General features: G+C 70.7%; 14 protein-coding genes. 13 read left to right on the forward strand and 1 reads right to left on the reverse strand.

Annotation, left to right across the window (positions count from 1 at the left end):
* Window positions 1–342 precede the first annotated feature (342 nt).
* From proS to ACQP03_RS07000, 12 genes are all read left to right on the forward strand, one after another.
* Window positions 343–1,749 carry a proline--tRNA ligase gene (gene proS / locus ACQP03_RS06945; protein WP_357131057.1) on the forward strand — a complete coding sequence of 469 codons (1,407 nt, stop codon included), beginning with the start codon at window positions 343–345 and terminating at the stop codon, window positions 1,747–1,749.
* A 74-nt stretch (window positions 1,750–1,823) separates the two neighbouring features.
* Entirely contained in the window at window positions 1,824–2,471 is a 648-nt protein-coding gene (locus tag ACQP03_RS06950; RefSeq protein WP_357131054.1) for a DUF402 domain-containing protein, read from the forward strand.
* A gap of 230 nt (window positions 2,472–2,701) precedes the next feature.
* Window positions 2,702–3,172 (forward strand): 30S ribosomal protein S16, encoded by a 471-nt coding sequence (gene rpsP / locus ACQP03_RS06955; protein ID WP_355051573.1) that lies wholly within the window; start codon window positions 2,702–2,704, stop codon window positions 3,170–3,172.
* Between the two features lies 1 nt (window position 3,173).
* Window positions 3,174–3,407 (forward strand): RNA-binding protein, encoded by a 234-nt coding sequence (locus ACQP03_RS06960; RefSeq protein WP_013284588.1) that lies wholly within the window; start codon window positions 3,174–3,176, stop codon window positions 3,405–3,407.
* Entirely contained in the window at window positions 3,407–3,964 is a 558-nt protein-coding gene (gene rimM, locus ACQP03_RS06965) for a ribosome maturation factor RimM (protein WP_357131050.1), read from the forward strand. Before ACQP03_RS06960 ends, rimM begins: the two co-directional genes overlap by 1 nt.
* Before the next feature lie 11 nt (window positions 3,965–3,975).
* A complete protein-coding gene (gene trmD, locus ACQP03_RS06970; protein ID WP_357173285.1) occupies window positions 3,976–4,749 on the forward strand; it encodes a tRNA (guanosine(37)-N1)-methyltransferase TrmD in 774 nt (257 codons plus the stop codon).
* A gap of 143 nt (window positions 4,750–4,892) precedes the next feature.
* Window positions 4,893–5,249 (forward strand): 50S ribosomal protein L19, encoded by a 357-nt coding sequence (gene rplS / locus ACQP03_RS06975; RefSeq protein WP_030335223.1) that lies wholly within the window; start codon window positions 4,893–4,895, stop codon window positions 5,247–5,249.
* Between the two features lie 181 nt (window positions 5,250–5,430).
* A complete protein-coding gene (gene lepB, locus ACQP03_RS06980; protein ID WP_355051576.1) occupies window positions 5,431–6,300 on the forward strand; it encodes a signal peptidase I in 870 nt (289 codons plus the stop codon).
* Window positions 6,301–6,310: 10 nt separating this feature from the next.
* Window positions 6,311–6,946 carry a signal peptidase I gene (gene lepB, locus ACQP03_RS06985; RefSeq protein WP_357131043.1) on the forward strand — a complete coding sequence of 212 codons (636 nt, stop codon included), beginning with the start codon at window positions 6,311–6,313 and terminating at the stop codon, window positions 6,944–6,946.
* 55 nt (window positions 6,947–7,001) lie between these two features.
* A complete protein-coding gene (locus ACQP03_RS06990) occupies window positions 7,002–7,517 on the forward strand; it encodes an NUDIX hydrolase (protein ID WP_396833371.1) in 516 nt (171 codons plus the stop codon).
* Window positions 7,511–8,323 carry a ribonuclease HII gene (locus tag ACQP03_RS06995; protein WP_396833364.1) on the forward strand — a complete coding sequence of 271 codons (813 nt, stop codon included), beginning with the start codon at window positions 7,511–7,513 and terminating at the stop codon, window positions 8,321–8,323. The genes ACQP03_RS06990 and ACQP03_RS06995 overlap by 7 nt, the downstream gene beginning before the upstream one ends.
* Window positions 8,320–8,643: a DUF2469 domain-containing protein gene (locus tag ACQP03_RS07000; protein WP_018218957.1), complete on the forward strand. Its 324-nt coding sequence runs from the start codon at window positions 8,320–8,322 to the stop codon at window positions 8,641–8,643. Before ACQP03_RS06995 ends, ACQP03_RS07000 begins: the two co-directional genes overlap by 4 nt.
* A gap of 36 nt (window positions 8,644–8,679) precedes the next feature.
* Here ACQP03_RS07000 and ACQP03_RS07005 read toward each other — a convergent pair whose 3' ends face one another.
* Window positions 8,680–9,840 carry a sulfite oxidase gene (locus tag ACQP03_RS07005; RefSeq protein ID WP_433460599.1) on the reverse strand — a complete coding sequence of 387 codons (1,161 nt, stop codon included), beginning with the start codon at window positions 9,838–9,840 and terminating at the stop codon, window positions 8,680–8,682.
* A 412-nt stretch (window positions 9,841–10,252) separates the two neighbouring features.
* Between ACQP03_RS07005 and ACQP03_RS07010 the strand changes: the two genes are divergently transcribed.
* On the forward strand, window positions 10,253–18,322 hold the full coding sequence (locus ACQP03_RS07010) for a LamG-like jellyroll fold domain-containing protein (RefSeq protein ID WP_433461138.1): 8,070 nt from the start codon (window positions 10,253–10,255) through the stop codon (window positions 18,320–18,322).
* Window positions 18,323–18,329 lie beyond the last annotated feature (7 nt).

Below are 18,329 nucleotides of genomic sequence, written 5' to 3' on the forward strand. Positions count from 1 at the left end.
TGGGCCGTGCTGGGCCGGGCTGGGCCGGGCTGGGCCGCGCTGGGCCGCGCTGGGCCGCGCTGGGCCGCGCTGGGCCGCGCAAGATCCTCACAGCATCAGGGATATTGCTGCTTCCGGCGTGGCTGAGGCAGCAACATCGGTGATGTTGTGAGGATCTTGGCGTGGGCTCACCACGAGTCGGACGATCGTCGGCGGCGAAGGCCAGCGCGGTCGGATCCGCGCCCGGCAGGCGGTCGCCGGCCCAGCCGAGCAGCGCTTGCAAGGGGCGCCATGCCGCCACGCGGAGGGCGTGACGCCTCCCGGGCGCGGTGACGCCTCGCCCGGCGCATAGGATGTGCGGTCATGGCACGCGTGCTCACTCCCCGTGCGGAGGACTTTCCCCGCTGGTACCAGGACCTGATCGCCAAGGCGAAGCTGGCCGACAACGGCCCGGTCCGGGGGACCATGGTCATCCGACCGGCCGGCTACGCCATCTGGGAGCGGATGCAGGCCGAGATGGATGACCGGATCAAGGCGGCGGGCGCGGAGAACGCGTACTTCCCGCTGTTCATCCCGGAGAGCTACCTCAAGCGCGAGGCCGAGCACGTCGAGGGCTTCTCGCCGGAGCTGGCGGTTGTCACCCACGGTGGTGGCAAGCAGCTCGCCGAGCCGGTGGTGGTGCGTCCCACCAGCGAGACGGTGATCGGCGAGTTCATGGCCAAGTGGATCGACTCGTACCGGGACCTGCCGCTGCTGCTCAACCAGTGGGCGAACGTGGTCCGGTGGGAGCTGCGTCCGCGGATCTTTCTGCGGACCAGCGAGTTCCTCTGGCAGGAGGGGCACACCGCGCACGCGACCCGCGAGGACGCCCGCGCCTACGCGCGGCGGATCCTGCATGAGGCGTACGAGGACCTGATGGTCAACGTGCTGGGCATCCCGGTGGTGGTGGGCCTGAAGACGGCCCGTGAGCGGTTCGCCGGGGCGACCGCCACCTACACCTGCGAAGGCATGATGGGCGACGGCAAGGCGCTCCAGCTGGGCACCAGCCACGAGTTGGGGCAGAACTTCGCCAAGGCGTTCGACATCAGCTACTCGGCCAAGGAAGGCGGCCGGGAGCACGCCTGGACGACCTCCTGGGGCACGTCGACCCGGATGCTCGGCGGCCTGATCATGGCGCACGGCGACGACAACGGCCTGCGCGTGCCGCCGCGGCTGGCGCCCATCCAGGCGTACATCATGGTTGTCAAGGACGGCGAGGGCGTCGCGGAGGCGGCGGCCAAGCTGCGCGACGGCCTGCGCGACGCCGGTGTCCGGGTCGCGCTCGACGACCGGACCGACACCGCGTTCGGCCGCCGGGCCGTCGACGCCGAGCTGCGCGGTTATCCGGTACGCGTCGAGGTCGGTCCCCGCGATCTGGCCGTCGGTAACGCGACGGTGGTTCGTCGTACCGACGGATCGAAGTCTCCGACGCCGGTGGCCGACGTGGTCGGCGCGGTGCTGGCGGCGCTGGAGGCCGACCAGCAGGTGCTGCACGACCAGGCGCTGGCCCACCGCACGTCGCGCACGGTGGAGGTGTCGACCCTGGCCGAGGCCATCGAGGCGGCCGCCACCGGGTGGGCCATGGTGCCGTGGTCGGCGGTCGGCGTGGCCGGCGAGGCCGAGGCGAACGGCCAGGGCGTGACGGTGCGCTGCCTGCTGCGGGCCGACGGCTCGGTGCCGGACTCGGAGGACGAGCCCGACCTGGTGGCCATCCTCGCCCGCGCCTACTGAGACGTTAGGAAGGGCCCCTTCCTACCGTCTGCGGTAGAGGAAGGGCCCCCTGCTTACAGTCCGGAGGTGTTGCCGTGCGGTTTGCACCGGGTCGGCTGATCATGCACCGCAACGTGCGGCACGGCCGGATCGGCTGGGTGCGCCCGGGGCGGGTGGTCAGCGACGACGAGCGTGGCCTGCTGGTGTGGATCGCCCGGGACTCGCCGGTGGCCCACGAGGTCACCGAGGCGGGGCTGAACATGCGGGCCATGCCGTTCGCCCAGTGGGTCTCGTCGTCGTACCGGTTGGCGCACGGCCACTGGAACGGTCCGCCGCTGTTGAAGTTCCTGCCCACGGGCGCGGCGCATTCGGTGTGGTGGTTCCGGGACGCGCAGGGTCGGTTCGCCCACTGGTACGTCAACCTGGAGGAGCCCGGCGTCCGCTGGGACGACGGCTCGGTGGCCGGCGTCGACGTGGTGGACCAGGACCTCGACGTGGTGGTGCGTCCGGACCTGAGCTGGCAGTGGAAGGACGAGGACGAGTTCGTCGAGCGGCTCGCCTTCGGCGACGACTACTGGGTGACCGACGAGAAGGCGGTCCGGGCCGAGGGGGAGCGGGTGATCGCGCTCGCCGAGGCCGGCGCGTTCCCGTTCGACGGCACCTGGGGTGACTTCACCCCGCCCGCAGATTGGGACGTGCCGGACAAACTGCCCCTAGGGTGGGATCGCCCGCCGGTGCGCTGAGAGGTGTTCCGGATCACCGGTGACGTGGTGTCCGGGTCCGATGCGAACGATCGGCGTCGGATCTGGCAGAATGGGTCGCTGGTATCCGGCGCGCGTCCGGCGCCCTCTAACCCGGGCACGTCGCCAGTCCACCGAGTAGTCTCCGGCCCAACCCCACTGTGCCGGTCGGCGCTCACCCATGCACACCGCCCGTAGTGGGCCGGTGAGATCGCAACAGGAGCGAAACAACTGTGGCCGTAAAGATCCGGCTCCTGCGGATGGGCAAGATCCGCAACCCGCAGTACCGCATCGTCATCGCCGACTCGCGCACCAAGCGTGACGGCCGGGCGATCGAGTTCGTCGGGGTGTACCAGCCGAAGGAGGACCCTTCGGTCATCGAGGTCAAGTCGGAGCGGGTCCAGTACTGGCTGTCCGTCGGCGCCCAGCCGAGCGAGGCGGTGCAGCGGCTGCTGGAGCTGACCGGTGACTGGCAGAAGTTCAAGGGCCTGCCGGCCCCGCCGCCGCTGAAGGTCGCCCCCGAGCGGGCCGACCGCAAGGCGGCGTACGAGGCCGAGGCGAAGGCCGCTGCCGGGCTGGCCCCGGAGACCCCGGCCAAGCCGGCCAAGAAGGCCGCCAAGGCCGCCGAGGCGCCGGCCGCTGAGGCCCCGGCGACCGAGGCTCCGGCCGAGACCCCCGCCGCCGACGCCGGTGAGCAGGCCTGACATGCCGCTGCGTCCCGCCTTGGAGCACCTGGTCAAGGGCATCGTCGACCACCCGGACGACGTCCGGGTCCGGATGGTCGATTCCCGTCGGGGCAAGCGGCTGGAAGTCCGCGTGCACCCCGAGGACCTCGGCACGGTGATTGGGCGGTCCGGTCGGACCGCCAAGGCGCTGCGTCAGGTGATCGGCTCCATCGGTGGGCGCGGAGTACGCGTCGACATCGTCGACTCGTACTGATGCAGCTCGTCGTCGGAAGGATCGGCAAGCCGCACGGTGTCCGCGGTGAGGTCACCGTGGAAGTGCGGACGGACGAGCCCGAAGCGCGGTTCGCCCCCGGTACAGTGCTGCGCACTGAGCCGGGGGCGGTTCCGCCGCCCGCGCCGGCGGACGGGCCGGGCGTGGTGTTCCGGGTTCCGGCCGAGCTGACCATCGAGGAGTCCCGGTTCCACCAGGGCCGGATGCTCGTCGCGTTCGACGGGATCCTGGACCGCAACACCGCCGAGGCGCTGCGCGGCACCCTGCTCGTGGTGGACAGCGCCGACGTCGAGCCTCCGGAGGACCCGGAGGAGTTCCACGACCACCAGTTGGTCGGTCTGGCGGTGGTCACCCCGTCCGGCGAACGTCTGGGCGAGGTCGCCCGGATCGACCACGCGCCCTCGTCCGACCTGCTGGTGCTGCGGCGGCCCGAGGGGCGTACCGCGCTGATCCCGTTCGTCCGGGCGATCGTCCCGGAGGTCGACCTGGCCGGTGGACGCGTGATCGTCGACCCGCCGGCCGGACTGCTCGATCTTTAGGACCACCGCGCATGCGCGTCGACGTCGTGTCGATCTTCCCGGAGTACTTCGCCCCGCTGGACCTGTCGTTGATCGGCCGTGCCCGGGCCAACGGCGTACTCCAGCTCGCCGTGCACGACCTGCGGACCTGGACCCACGACGTGCACCGCACGGTCGACGACACCCCGTACGGCGGCGGCCCGGGGATGGTGATGAAGCCGGAGCCGTGGGGTGCGGCGCTGGACGCGCTCGCCCCGGCCGGGGCCGCGCCGCCCCGGCTGCTGGTGCCGTCGCCGGCCGGCGTGCCGTTCACCCAGGCCCTGGCGCACGAGCTGGCCGCCGAGCCGCACCTGCTCTTCGCCTGCGGCCGGTACGAGGGGATCGACCAGCGGGTCCTGACGCACGCCGCCACCCGCATGCCGGTCACCGAGGTGTCGCTCGGTGACTACGTGCTCTTCGGCGGCGAGGTCGCCGTGCTGGTCGTCCTGGAGGCGGTCACCCGACTGCTGCCCGGGGTGCTGGGCAACGCCGGCTCGCTGGACGAGGAGTCGCACGCGCACGGGCTGCTCGAGGCGCCGATCTACACGAAGCCGCCGAGCTGGCGCGGCCACGACGTGCCGGACGTGCTCCGCTCCGGCGACCACGGCAAGATCGCCCGTTGGCGGCGCGAGGAAGGGCTGCTGCGCACGGCGGCCCGACGTCCGGACCTGCTGGCCGCGCTGCCCCCCGAGCGGCTCGACAAACGGGACATCGCGGCGCTGGAACAGGCCGGATTTCAACCACCGCCGGGGGATGTGGCAAAGTAGAGGGGTTGCCGCATCCGTCCGCGCCCGCGGGCGGCTGCGAGGATCCCCGACCGGGGTTGGCCCGCCGACCACCACCCGGGAATCAGAATCACCCATCCGCGCATCGAGTGACGGTGCGCCGTGAGCCTTACGAGGACGCAGCGATGAACATCCTGGACGCCCTTGACGCCCAGTCGAAGCGGACCGACCTTCCCGACTTCCGTGCCGGTGACACCGTCAAGGTGCACGCGCGGGTCGTCGAGGGCAACCGGTCCCGTGTCCAGATCTTCCAGGGCGTCGTGATCCGCCGCCAGGGTGACGGTCTGCGCGAGACCTTCTCGGTCCGCAAGGTCAGCTTCGGTGTCGGTGTCGAGCGGACCTACCCGCTCAACGGCCCGGGCATCGACCGCATCGAGGTCGTGACCCGCGGTGACGTGCGTCGCGCCAAGCTCTACTACCTGCGCGAGCTGCGCGGCAAGAAGGCCAAGATCAAGGAGAAGCGGGAGAAGCAGCCCAGCTGACTTCCCGCTCGCCACGCCGCCTGAGCTGCGCGTATGCCGTACCGACCGGACCGCACTACCCTGGTCGTACGGGCGCAGCCAGGCGGTGGCCCCGCCCACGAGGCGGGCAGCCGTCCACAACCGCCCGTGGAGCCTCGACGAGGCTCCCGGGCGGTGGTGTTTCTGCGGACCGGGGAGTGGCGTGGTGCAGACGCTTGACGAGGACGGCACTGTCGATCCGTGGCGGCGGCGGGTTCGCCGCACCCGGCGTCAGATGCCCCTCTGGCAGGAACTTCCACTGCTGCTGGTGGTGGCCTTCTGCCTCGCGGTGTTGATCCGCACGTTCCTGCTCCAGGCGTTCTTCATCCCGTCCGGCTCGATGGAGGACACTCTCCTGATCGGCGACCGGGTGCTGGTCAACAAGGTCGTCTACGACGTCCGTGACCCGGTGCGCGGCGAGGTGGTGGTGTTCCGGGGCACCGACCGGTGGGCGCCGCAGGTCGACCAGCAGCCCGAGCCCGGGTTCGCCGGCAAGCTCGCCCGGACCGTCGGGGACCTGGTCGGGGTGAGCCGCCCCGGCGAGAAGGACTTCATCAAGCGGGTGATCGGCGTGCCCGGCGACCGCGTCAAGTGCTGCGACTCGCAGGGCCGGGTCACCGTGAACGGGACCCCGCTCGACGAGTCGTACGTGCTGCGCGACTCGCCACTGGACCTGCCGCCCAACCCGCAGGAGTGCCGCTCGCGGCGCTTCGACGAGGTGGTCGTACCCCCGGGTCAGATCTTCGTCATGGGCGACCACCGTGAGGTTTCCCAGGACGCGCGCTGTCAGGGGCCGGTGCCCATCGACAACGTCGTCGGCCGGGCGTTCATGGTGGTCTGGCCCTCGTCGCGCTGGGCGGCGCTGTCGGTGCCGGCGACGTTCGACGACGTGGCCGCGCCGGCCACGGCCTCGTCCGGTGTGCCGCCGACCCGCCCGTCCCCGCAGGGCGGTGTGCTGCTGATACTCCCGCTGACGGTCGCGCTGAGGGGTTCCCGCGCGTTCCGGACGGTGACGTCCGGTCCGGCAACGTAGGCTCCTTGGCGTGATTGACGAGCAGACCGACAAGCCGCGTAGCTCCTTCTGGAAGGAGCTGCCGATCCTGCTGGGTGTGGCGATCCTGGTCGCGGTGCTGGTCCGCGCCTTCGTGCTGCAGACCTTCTTCATCCCGTCCCCGTCCATGGAGAACACTCTCAAGATCGATGACCGGGTGTTGGTCAACAAGCTGGTCTACGACTTCCGGTCACCGCACCGCGGCGAGGTGATCGTGTTCAAGGCCCCCACCGAGTGGAGTGGCAACCCCGACGGCGAGGACTTCATCAAGCGGGTGATCGGCGTCGGCGGCGACCACGTGGTCTGCTGCGACCCGCAAGAGCGCCTGATGATCAACGGCAAGTCGCTCGACGAGCCGTACATCTTCTCCATCGACGGGGTCCAGGACAAGGCGGCCGACCAGGAGTTCGACATCACCGTGCCGAAGGGTCGGCTGTGGGTGATGGGCGACCACCGGTCCGCCTCGGGTGACTCGCTGGAGCACTGGCAGCAGTCCAACCAGAACATCACCGAGGCCACGATCCCCGAGAGCGAGGTCGTCGGGCGGGCGTTCACCGTCTTCTGGCCCGTCAACCGGGCCACCTGGCTGACGGTGCCCGACCAGTTCGACGGCATTCCCAAGCCGTAGAACTGGTGGGGGCGTGGGCGATCGGCCGCCCGTCTGGCAGGCTGGTGCGGTGACCGTGAGGAGTGGGCTGACGAGCCCCACAGACGCGAACGGTGCCGACCGCGTCTACATCCCTCGACGCGCGGCGCGGGTGCTGCTGGTCGACGCGGCCGGCCGGGTCCTGCTGTTCCACGGCTTCGACCCGGCCCGCCCGGAGCACCGCTACTGGTTCACCCCGGGCGGCGGGCTCGACAGGGGTGAGTCTCCGGCGTCCGGCGCGGTGCGGGAGTTGGCCGAGGAGACCGGGCTGCGGGTCGATCCTGCCGAGCTGGGTGAGCCGGTCTGGTCCGACGCCACCGAGTTCCCGTTCGACGGCGACTGGTACCGCCAGGAGCAGGACTTCTTCCTGCTCCGCGTCCCGTCGTGCGAGGTCGACACCGTCGGCTTCAACGACGTCGAGCAGCGCAGCATCGCCGGTCACCGCTGGTGGCTGCCCACCGAGTTGGCCGCCAGCGGCGAGCGGTACTACCCACCGGAGCTGCCCGACCTGCTGGCCCGGCTGCTGCCGCCGGCTGCCGAGGCGTCGTGCTGACCCCGCCGCGTACCGTCGTTCGTCGGGAGGCCGGGCTCTACGCGCTGGAGCGGGCGTTGCAGCGGCGCGGCTTCCGGCACGTGGCCGGCGCCGACGAGGCCGGCCGGGGCGCGTGCGCCGGGCCGTTGGTCGCCGCCGCGGCCGTGCTCCCGGAGGGGCGGCGCGGCGAGATCGACGGGCTCGCCGACTCCAAGCTGCTCACCCCGGCCAGCCGGGAACGGGTGTACGCCGAGGTCGTGGACCGTGCCCTGGCGTACGCCGTGGTGATCATCCCCGCCGATGAGGTCGACGCCCGAGGGCTGCACGTGTGCAACCTGGCCGCGATGCGCCGGGCGCTCGCCTCGCTCAGCACCCGACCGGAGTACGTGCTGACCGACGGCTTCGGCGTGGACGGCCTGGGAGTGCCGGGGCTGGCGGTGTGGAAGGGCGACCGGGTGGCCGCCTGCGTGGCGGCGGCCAGCGTGCTCGCCAAGGTCACCCGGGACCGGATCATGGTGGAGTTGGACGGGGTGTACCCGGCGTACGGCTTCGCCGAGCACAAGGGCTACATCACCCCGGAGCACAGCGCGGCGCTGCGCGAGCACGGGCCGTGCCGGGAACACCGCTTCTCGTACGTCAATGTCGCGACGGTCTCCGGCCGCGACGGCCGGCCACCGCGCGCCCGGCGACCGGTCGACCCGGGCTCGGACGAGCCGATGGGGCACTCCGGGGCGTCAGGGGGTACCGTCGGCGTGGCGTTGGGCGAGCAGCCTCGGCCTTCGACGCCCGTGGGGGAAGATGTGGTCATGGAAGGCGGAGTGCGATGAGCGCGGAAGATCTCGAGAAGTACGAGACCGAGATGGAGCTGCAGCTCTACCGGGAGTACCGCGACATTGTCCGCCAGTTCTCCTACGTGGTGGAGACCGAGCGTCGGTTCTACCTGGCCAATCAGGTCGACCTGCACGTGCGCAACTCCGACGGCGAGGTCTACTTCGAGGTCGAGATGCACGACGCCTGGGTATGGGACATGTACCGCCCTGCCCGCTTCGTGAAGAACGTCCGAGTGATGACCTTCAAGGACGTCAATGTCGAAGAGCTGGAGAAGCCCGACATCTCGCTGCCCGCCGACTCCGGCTTCGGCAACTGACCGGACCGTCGCGCCCCGGGCCCCCACCCGTGGCGGTCACTCGGCGGGCACCACGACCTCGACGCGCTGCACCAGGTTGTTGGCGAAGCCACCACGATTCCACGGCTGCTCGACCGGCTGGGTCCGCCCGGACGCGTCGGTCGCCCGTGCGCTGAGCACGTACCGGCCCGGCGTCGCCGTCCACTCGTACCGCCACCGTCGCCAGGCGAACTCCCCGCCCGTCGCCGGGTCCAGCTCGGCCTGCGCCCAGCTCGCCACACCGTCGACGCTCACCTCCACCGCCACCACCGGCGCGTGCCCCGACCAGGCCCGACCGTCCACCGTGCACGGTCCCGCCGGCAGCACCCGGCGGCGCGTCATGAAGTCGGGAAAGCCCGGTGGGCGCACCAGGGCACGCGGCTCGATCCGGGTAACCGGCTCGCCCGGATCGTCCGCGTCACGGCGCAGCCGGTAGGCCACCGCGTTCTGGTAGCCGTCGAACGGCGTGGTCCGCACCTCGATCGAGTGCAGCCACTTGACGTGTGCCATGCCGTACCAGCCCGGCACGATCAGCCGTAGCGGAGCGCCGTGCTGCGGCAGCAGGGGAGCGCCGTTCATCTCGTACGCCAGCAGCACCTCCTCGCGCAGCGCGTCGGCCACCGGCAGCGCCCGCTGGTAGTCCTGCTCGACCCCCCGCTCGACGCCGTGATCGGCGCCGGTGAAGACCACGTCCACGGCGTCCGGGCCGAGGCCCGCCTCGCGCAGCAGGGGCGCCAGCGGCGTACCCGTCCACTCGGCGTTGCCGACCGCCTCGACCAGCCACGGCTGGCTCACCGGCCGGGGGTGCAGCAGGGCCCGGCCGTTGCCGGCGCACTCCAGGGTGACCCGGTGGGTGACCCGGGGCCGCTCGCGCAGCTCGGACAGACCGACGGTCAACGGCCGCTCGACCGCCCCGCCGACGGTGAGCGCGTGCGTCGCCGGGTCCACCTCCGGGATGTCGTAGTGGATCAGCAGGTAGTGCAGCCCGGCGGGGGTGACGTCGTAGCGCAGCGCCTCCAGCGGCAGGCCGTGGTTGCGGGCCGCCAACTGCAACTCGTCGGCGCTGATCGCCTCGTCCCGCTCGGCGAGCCGGGACGGGCCGCTCACGTCCGCCACCGTCGGGCCGGAACCTTCGGCGCCGTCCGCGCGGGACGTCGTCCGATCGTCAAGAGTGGTCATGCCGGCCTCCCCGGTACAGACGGCGGCACCCGCCGTACGCGGCCCAGCGTAGGCCTTCCGCCTGCGCCGGAGGACGGATCACCCCCGGGGGAGCGCCTAGCCCAGCGGTGGATTCGCCGGGCCAGTGACAAACATCATCGACGGTGGGGCTTGCCGATCGGCGGCTGCCGTGCGTGCGCGGATCTCGAGCGCCGGGTTCGGTCCGCCCGGCCGCCGTCGACCTGCGCAACATCCTTCTTGCGTGTTGCGTTGCCTGGGATTCCCAGACTGCGGCTTAACGTCCTTTTAGGAGCGTTATCGGCGAGCGAATATCCATGATCCGACCTGGCGTCAAGACATTGAAAGCTGTTAACCGCCTTCGTACGCTCCGCTCGCTCACAGAGAGCCAGGAGCGGGGGAGGGTGTCGTGCCGATGCACCGACAGTCACGCGTGTTCATCACGTTGGCCGGGGAGGGCTGCGCGGCGTGGGTTCGTCGCCTGTCGATCTTCTTGATCCTGGCCCTGGTGGCCACGATGGCGGACGTGCCCACCCGCCCGGCGCCGCCGGCCGCCGCCGCGGCGGCACCGACACCCGCACCGAAGCCGAAGTGTCCCGACGACCGTGCCGACGAGGTGTCGGCGGCGATCGCGGCCAAGCTCTGTGCTTCCCGGGTCGAGGTGAAGAACCGCCGGACCGAGACGACCCAGGTCTTCGCCAACCCGGACGGCACCCTGACCGAGGAGCAGGCACTCGCCCCGGTGCGGGTGCGCCGGGGCGACCAGTGGGTGCCGGTCGACCTCACCCTGCAGCGCCGGTCGGACGGCTCGGTGGCGCCGATCGCGCATCCCCTCGCGCTGACGTTCGCGGGCGCCACACCGGGTACCGGCGAGCACGAGGTGGTGAAGATCGGTGAGGGCGCGGACCAGGCAGGGCTGGCCTGGTCCGGCGCGCTGCCCGAGCCGGTGCTCGACGGACGCACGATCACCTACCCCGACGTACGACCGGGTGTCGACCTGGTGTTCCACGCGCACGCCACGGGCTACGAGCAGCACTTCGTGGTCAAGGACCGGGCCGCGCTCGCGCAGGTGCGCAAGCTGTCGGTGCCGCTGCGTACCGGCCAGCTCACCGCCGCCACCGACGGCATGGGGGGACTGCTGCTGAAGGACCGGCGCGGTCGGCAGGTGGGCCGGGCCCAGACGCCGTTGATGTGGGACGCCGAGGTGGCCCCGCAGTCCGGCGAGCGCCTCAACCACGCCCGGGTCGCGTTGCGCGCCGTCGCGGCCGGCAAGGGTCGTACCGTCATGGAGCTGACGCCGGACGCGACGTTCCTGGCACGGCCGGACCTGACCTTCCCGGTGACGATCGACCCACCGACCTCGCTGTCGCCGTCGTTCGACGCCTTCGTGCAGAACACCTACTCCAGCGACCAGTCCGGCTCGGCGGACCTGAAGCTGGGCTACTCGAACGACGGTGGCTCGTTCACCGCCCGCTCCTACCTCCGCTTCAACACCAGCGGTTTCGCCGGCAGCCGGGTGATCTCGGCGAAGCTGCGACTGTGGAACTACCACTCCTGGTCGTGCACGGCGGCGTCCTGGGAGGCCTGGCGCACCGACCTGGTCGACTCGTCGGTGCGGTGGACGGCCCAGCCGACCGCGCGGGCGAAGGTGGGCACCTCCACCGAGACCCGCGGTTACAGTTCGTCCTGCGGCGACGGCTACGTCTACGTCGAGGTCGGCGGGGCGCTGCAGTACGCGGCGGACACCAGCGCGTCCAGCGCGAGCGTGATGCTGCGGGCCACATCCGAGACCTCGACCTCCGGCTGGAAGCGCTTCGACTCGGCCGAGGGCACCCACCCGCCGCTGGTCTCCATCACCTACAACAGCGCGCCGTCGGTGCCGTCGGCACTGGCCGCCGCACCCTGCTACACCGCCTGCGGATCCGGCGCCCAGACTTCCTCGCTGCGGCCCACCCTGTCGGCGAAGCTGACCGACGCCAACGCGGGGCAGACCCTGCAGGCCGAGTTCGTGGTGCGGAACAAGACCACCCAGGCCGTCGTCTCGTCGTCCGGCCTGCGATCGGGCAGTCCCGCCTGGACCAACGGCTCCACCGCCTCCTGGCAGGTGCCGGTCGACCTGGTCAACGGCGTCCAGTACGAGTGGCAGGTCCGGGCCAAGGATCCGTACGCCTACGGCACGGCGACGGCGTGGACCCCGCTGACCGTGGACACCACGAAGCCCGGTGTTCCCTTCGTGGCGGCGACGATCTACCTCAACGACGCCCAGCCGCACGGCGGCGCGGGCCAGGCGGACACCTTCACCTTCACCCCCGCCTCGGGCAGCACCGACCTCGCCGCATTCGTCTACAAGTTCGACTACGACACGGCCGCGACCACGGTGGCCGCGACCGGGGCGAAGTCGGTCACGCTCAGCCCACGCGACGGGCACCGCACCCTGTCCGTGCAGGCCAAGGACTCGGCCGGCAACCTCTCCGACCTCAACCAATACGTCTTCGACGCGGGTAACGCCGCGCTGGCCGAACCGCTGCCGGGCGCGACGATCGTCAAGCGGACCAAGTTGCGGATCACCACCCCGGTCTCCGGCTACACCCGGACGTACTTCGAATATCGTCGGGGTCCGGGCGGTGCGATCCTGCCGGTGCCCTCGGCGAACCTGACCTCCGCCACCGGGGCGCCGATCACCGCGACCTCCGCCAGCCCTGTCGGCCTGTCGGCGCTCGGCGGATACGCGATCTGGAACGCCACCGACACTCTCGGCCTGACCGGTGGTGTCGTCGAGGTGCGAGCCCATCTCTACACCGCAACCGGCACGACGCCGGCGTACACCATCCCCTGGGTGCGGGTCTCCGTCGACTCGAGCGGCGACGGCGCCGCCGACGACGAGATCGGCGCCGGTTCAGTCAACCTCCTCACCGGCGACTACTCCATCTCCTCGACGGACGCTGACGAACTGGGACTCTCGGTCGCCCGGGCCACGTCGTCGCGGGACGGGGCCGCCGGCTACCAGCCGATGGCGCAGCGGTTGACCGCCAACCAGCAGCAGATCTCCACCGACCTGACCGGCTTCACCGTGCCGTCCACCTCGTCGGCGGCGCGTTCCACCGCACGTGGCCAGGGCGAGACCAGCCCGGCCGACTCGTTGGAGATCACCCCGGTCACCACCACGAGTAACGACACCTACGTGGCGGTCGGTGGCGACGGTGGGGCGATGCGGCTGAACATGGCCGCCGGCCGGACGTACCGGATGACCGGGTGGATCTTCGTGCCGGGCGCGACCGGGCTGGTGCCGGCCTACGCCCAGCGTGGCCTGCGGATCGTCGGCCTCACCAAGACCGGCAGCACCTACACCGAGACCTCCTCGGCGATGGCCGCCTACACCGACGGCTGGCAGGAGCTGTCGCTCGACATGACCGTCCCGGCCGGCGCGTCCGAGGCGTTCTTCCGGCTCTACAACGGCATGCAGGGCGGCTCCGGCCGCAAGGTCTACTGGGACAACCTGTCGTTCACCGAGATCATCGCCCCATTCGGCCCGGCCTGGACCGGCGGCGCGACCGGCGGCGCAGCGGACATCGAGTACAGCACCGTGACGCTGCCCGAACCGTCATTGGCCAGGGTCAACGGCATCGGTGGCGGCTGGATCACCTTCGCCAAGAACACCGACGGCGTGACCTTCACACCGGAGCCGGGCTCCGAGGGGATGGTGCTGACCAAGGTCGGTACCACCGCCTACCGGCTGTCGGAGTTGGACGGCACCGTCACCGAGTTCACCTCGCAGGGTGGGGTCTGGGCGGCCACGTCGTCCTGGACGCCGGAGTCCGACACCACCTCCCGCTACATCTATGACACGACCGGCAGCCGATTGCTGCTCAAGAAGGTGATCAACCCGGCCGAGCCGGGCGTCGACGACACCAACCACTGCACCACCGCCGTACCGGCGCGGGGCTGCGAGGTCCTGGAGTACGAGTACGCCACCACCACCTCATCCGGACTGAGCCAGACGGTGTTCGGCGACTACACCGACCGGGTCTCCGGAGTGAAGCTCTGGGCCTGGGACCCGGACACCTCGGCGACGACCGCCACCCAGGTCACCCGATACGCGTACGACGACCTCGGCCAACTCCGTGAGGTGTGGGACCCCCGGGCCACCCCGGCGCTGAAGACCACCTACGAGTACGGCGGCGGCCGGGTCACCAAGGTCACCCCGTCCGGCGAGCTGCCGTGGAACTTCGACTACGGCAACCCGGACGTCGACTCCGCGGCACTGCGCTGGGACCTCGACGCCGGCTCGGGCACCGCCGTCGCCGACTCCTCCGGCAGCGGCCGCAACGGCACCATGGCCAGCGGTGTCTCCTGGGGGCAGGGCAACGACCCGGACAACCCGGCCGACCGGGCCTCGGTGTTCACCGGCGGCACCGGCCAGCAGATCAGCGTCGCCGGCACGGCCCTGTCCAACACCGCCTCCTACACCGTCTCCGCCTGGGTGCGGATCAAGGACAAGTCGGTCAACCGCACCGCGGTGTCCAAGGACGGCTCCCGGACCAGCGGCCTGTTCCTGAACTACGTCGCCGCCGAGGACAAGTTCGCGTTCTCGCGGGTGACCTCGGACAGCGACAGCGCGACCCCGGTTCGGGCCATCGCGAACAGCACCGCCGTGGCGGGCAAGTGGACCCACCTGACCGGCGTCTACGACACCGCCAGCGCCAAGATGAAGCTCTACGTCAACGGCGTGTTGCAGAGCACCACCGCGGCCACCGGCGGCTGGAACGCCGGCGGCGCCTACGTGATCGGCCGGGCCAAGTGGGCCGGTGCCGCCTCGAACATCTGGGACGGCGAAGTCGATGACGTCCGCGTCTACGGGAAGGCGCTCACCGACCAGCAGGTCACCCGCCTCTCCGGCGACGAGAACACCGGACGGCTGCTCAAGGTCCGCCGGGCCGCGCTCCAGCAGGGCTCCAAGACCGCCACCGACGGTGAGGTCGCCACGAACGTCGTCTACAACGTGCCGTTGGCCAGGTCCCTCGGCGGTCCGTACGACCTGAACTCGGCGGCCATCTCCACGTGGGGCCAGGTCGACCTGCCCACCGACGCGACCGCCGTGTTCGGCCCCGAGGACAACCCCGGCCGCAACGCCGCCACCCCGGCCAGCCCGGGTAGCAACGGCTACCCGTACGCCACCGTGCACTACCTCAACGCCGGGGGACAGGAGGTCAACACGGCCAGTCCGGGTGGCCACCTCGACACCGCCGAGTACGACAGGTTCGGCAACGTGGTCCGGAGCCTGGAGGCCACCGACCGGGAACTGGCCCTCGGCACGTTCCAGGGCTCCGCTCGCTACCTCGACGAGTTGGGCCTGGCCGGCTCGGACACCGCCAGCAGAGCGCTGGCGCTCTCCACCATCAACACGTACAGCACCGACGGTGTCGACCTCCTCGAATCCGTCGGGCCCACCTCGACGGTGGTACTGGAGAACCCCCTCGCCGATCCGGACGGCACCGGCCCGCTGGAGGCGATCCCGGCCGGCGCGACGGTGATCGGACGGTCGCACGCCGTCAACAAGTACGACGAGGGCAAGCCCGACGGGGCCACCTACCACCTGGTGACCACGGAGAGTGAAGGCGCGCAGATCGTCGGCTATCCGGACGCCGACGTGCGGGTGTCGAAGAACGCTTACGACGCGGAGTACGGCGGCGTGTCCGGCTGGACGTTGAAGTCCCCGACGAAGGTGATCGCGGACGCCGGAGCGGGCGGGCAGAACCTGACCGCGTACGTGGTCCGCAACGCCAGCGGTCAGGTGCTCAAGTCCTGGGGCATCGGCTCCACCGGCTCGGACGCGATGGCTACCGAGGTCATCTACTACTCGACCGGGGCCAACGCTCAGGACGGCGCGTGCGGCAACCGGCCCGAGTGGGCCGGCGAGCCCTGCGTCACCCGGGCGGTCGGAGCCGTCACCGGGCACGATCCGGCTCGGATGACCACCAACCTGCCGGTGCGGAGGATCAACTCCTACACCCGGTACGGCGACGAGGCCGTGGTGTCCGAGACGTCGAACGGCAAGACCCGCACGACCACCACCCAGTACGACGCGGCCACCCGCGTGATCAGCACGCAGGTCAGCTCCGACGAGGGCGCACCGGTGCCGGCGGTGACCACCGCCTACAGCCCGACGTCCGGCGACGTCACCGTCACCACGATGGGCACCTCGACGGTCACCCGCGAGTACGACCTGCTCGGCCGGCTGGCGTCCTACACCGACGCCGACGGCGGCACGACGACCAACGAGTTCGACAGGTTCGGCAAGTCGGTGAAGGTCTCCGACCCCACCGGGTACTCGACCTTCGCCTACGACCGTGCGGCGGAGCCCCGCGGCCTGCTGACCAGCGTCACCGACAGCGTCGCCGGCACGTTCTCGGCGAAGTACTCCCCGGACGGCCAACTCACCGAGCTGAAGTACCCGGGCGGGCTGACCCGGACCGACCGGCTCGACGCGAACCTCCAGCCGGTGGAGCGGACCTACACCCGCGACTCCGACAACGAGGTCATCTACTCCGAGTCGGTCCAGGAGAACACCGCCGGTCAGTGGGTGAACCACACCTACACCGGTGGCAGTAAGGCCTACCGCTACGACCGGCTGGGCCGACTGACGCGTGCCCAGCACGACAGCGCCATCACCGACGGCTGCGTCACCCGCACCTACACCTACGACGACCGGACCAACCGGACCGGGAACTCGCGGTACGCGCCGGCAGCCGACGGTACGTGTGACGAGACCGGCACCCCGGTGTCCGGCACGCACAGCTACGACACCGCCGACCGGCTCACCGACGCCGGCTACGTCTACGACGCCTTCGGGCGGACCACCACCATGCCGGACGGCCTGACGAACGCGTACTTCGCGAACGATCTGGTGCAACGGCAGCAACTCGGGGACTCCCGCCAGAGCTGGACGTTGGACCCCGCGCACCGGTTCCGGGCGTTCACCACCGAGACCATGGTCGACGGCAACTGGGTCAACGCCACCTCCAAGCTGAACCACTACGGCGACGACTCCGACGAGCCCCGCTGGATCATCGAGGACACCACGCTGGGCAGCTACACCCGCAACGTGTCCGGCCCCGACGGTGACCTGGCAGCCACCACCTCCGACGCGGGAGACGTCCGGCTGCAGCTGTTGAACCTGCACGGCGACGTGGCCGCCACGATCGACACGGCGTTGCTGGAGCCCGAGTTCCTCGACTACGACGAGTTCGGTGTGCCGGTGGCGGGGCAGGCCGACCAGCGGTACGGCTGGCTCGGCGGCAAGCAGCGCTCCGGCGACGCGGTGGGCGACGTCATCCTCATGGGTGTCCGCCTCTACTCGCCGGGGATCGGGCGGTTCCTCCAGGTCGACCCGGTCGACGGCGGAAACGCCACCGCCTACGACTACTGCGCCGGGGACCCGGTCAACTGCACCGACCTGGACGGCAAGTTCGGCTGGGGCAGCATCAAGAAGGGCCTGTCCAAGGTCGCCAAGGTCGCGTCCTACGCGTCGATGATCCCGGGGCCGATCGGCACCATCGCCGGGGTGGTCTCCGCGGTCTCGTACGCCGCCACCGGCAACTGGCGGGAGGCTGCCTGGGCCATCGGCGGCGCGCTGGCCGCGACCGTGGGGGCGGGCGCGGCGGTCCGCGGAGCCCGCTTCGCCGTCGGTGCCGCGAGGGCCGCCCAGAAGGCCCGCAAGGCCAGCCGGGCACGACGGTTGTACAAGGGCAGGCATCGAAGTCGCTGTAACTCCTTCACGCCGCAGACCCAGGTGTTGATGGCGGACGGGTCATCGCTGCCCATCTCGGACGTTCAACTGGGCGACTGGGTCATGGCGGTCGATCCCACGACTGGCGTGGCCGAGGCCAAGCCCGTCCTCGCCGTGATCGACGGCGTTGGCGCGAAGCACCTGATCGACATCGACCTCGACGAGGGTCAGGGCGGGGCGCTGGAGGCTACGGCTGAGCACCCGCTGTGGGTGGAGGGCGTGGGCTGGACGTTCGCCGAGAAGGTGCGGGCCGGCGATCGGCTACGCGCCGCCAACGGAACGACGGTGCAGGTGGCCTCTGTTGTGGACCGTGGCTGGGTGCCGGCACAGACCGTGTACAACCTCAACGTCGGGGATGTGCACACGTACGCTGTCCGGGTCGACGGTGTCGACGTGTTGGCGCACAACGTCAGCGCGTGCGGTAAACACGGCAACTCACTCGACTGTTCCTGCCCCCACTACGTCTACCGAATCGACAAGAACGGCGAGGTGTACAGGTACGGCGAAGGAAAGGGTGACCGGCTTCCGAAACAGCTCAGGAAGCTCAATCGCAAGAATCCGAATGACAAGTACACCGCTAAGTACCTGCGGCGCGGCATCCCGGGTAAGCGGCGGGCAAAGGCTATAGAAACACGACTGATCAGAGGCTTCTTCCGGATCTTCGGAAAACGCCCTGACGGAAACAAGAACTGGCACTAGTTCGACC

Source organism: Micromonospora sp. CA-248212 (assembly GCF_050948405.1).
GTDB lineage: Bacteria > Actinomycetota > Actinomycetes > Mycobacteriales > Micromonosporaceae > Micromonospora.

Bases quoted from the DNA above. Each gene is read 5' to 3' on its own strand.
- ACQP03_RS07000 (WP_018218957.1), top strand. From the start codon at position 8,320: ATGAGCGCGGAAGATCTCGAGAAGTACGAGACCGAGATGGAGCTGCAG.
- trmD (WP_357173285.1), top strand. From the start codon at position 3,976: ATGCGCGTCGACGTCGTGTCGATCTTCCCGGAGTACTTCGCCCCGCTG.
- ACQP03_RS07010 (WP_433461138.1), top strand. From the start codon at position 10,253: ATGCACCGACAGTCACGCGTGTTCATCACGTTGGCCGGGGAGGGCTGC.
- ACQP03_RS06960 (WP_013284588.1), top strand. From the start codon at position 3,174: ATGCCGCTGCGTCCCGCCTTGGAGCACCTGGTCAAGGGCATCGTCGAC.
- ACQP03_RS07005 (WP_433460599.1), bottom strand. From the start codon at position 9,840: ATGACCACTCTTGACGATCGGACGACGTCCCGCGCGGACGGCGCCGAA.
- proS (WP_357131057.1), top strand. From the start codon at position 343: ATGGCACGCGTGCTCACTCCCCGTGCGGAGGACTTTCCCCGCTGGTAC.
- rplS (WP_030335223.1), top strand. From the start codon at position 4,893: ATGAACATCCTGGACGCCCTTGACGCCCAGTCGAAGCGGACCGACCTT.
- rimM (WP_357131050.1), top strand. From the start codon at position 3,407: ATGCAGCTCGTCGTCGGAAGGATCGGCAAGCCGCACGGTGTCCGCGGT.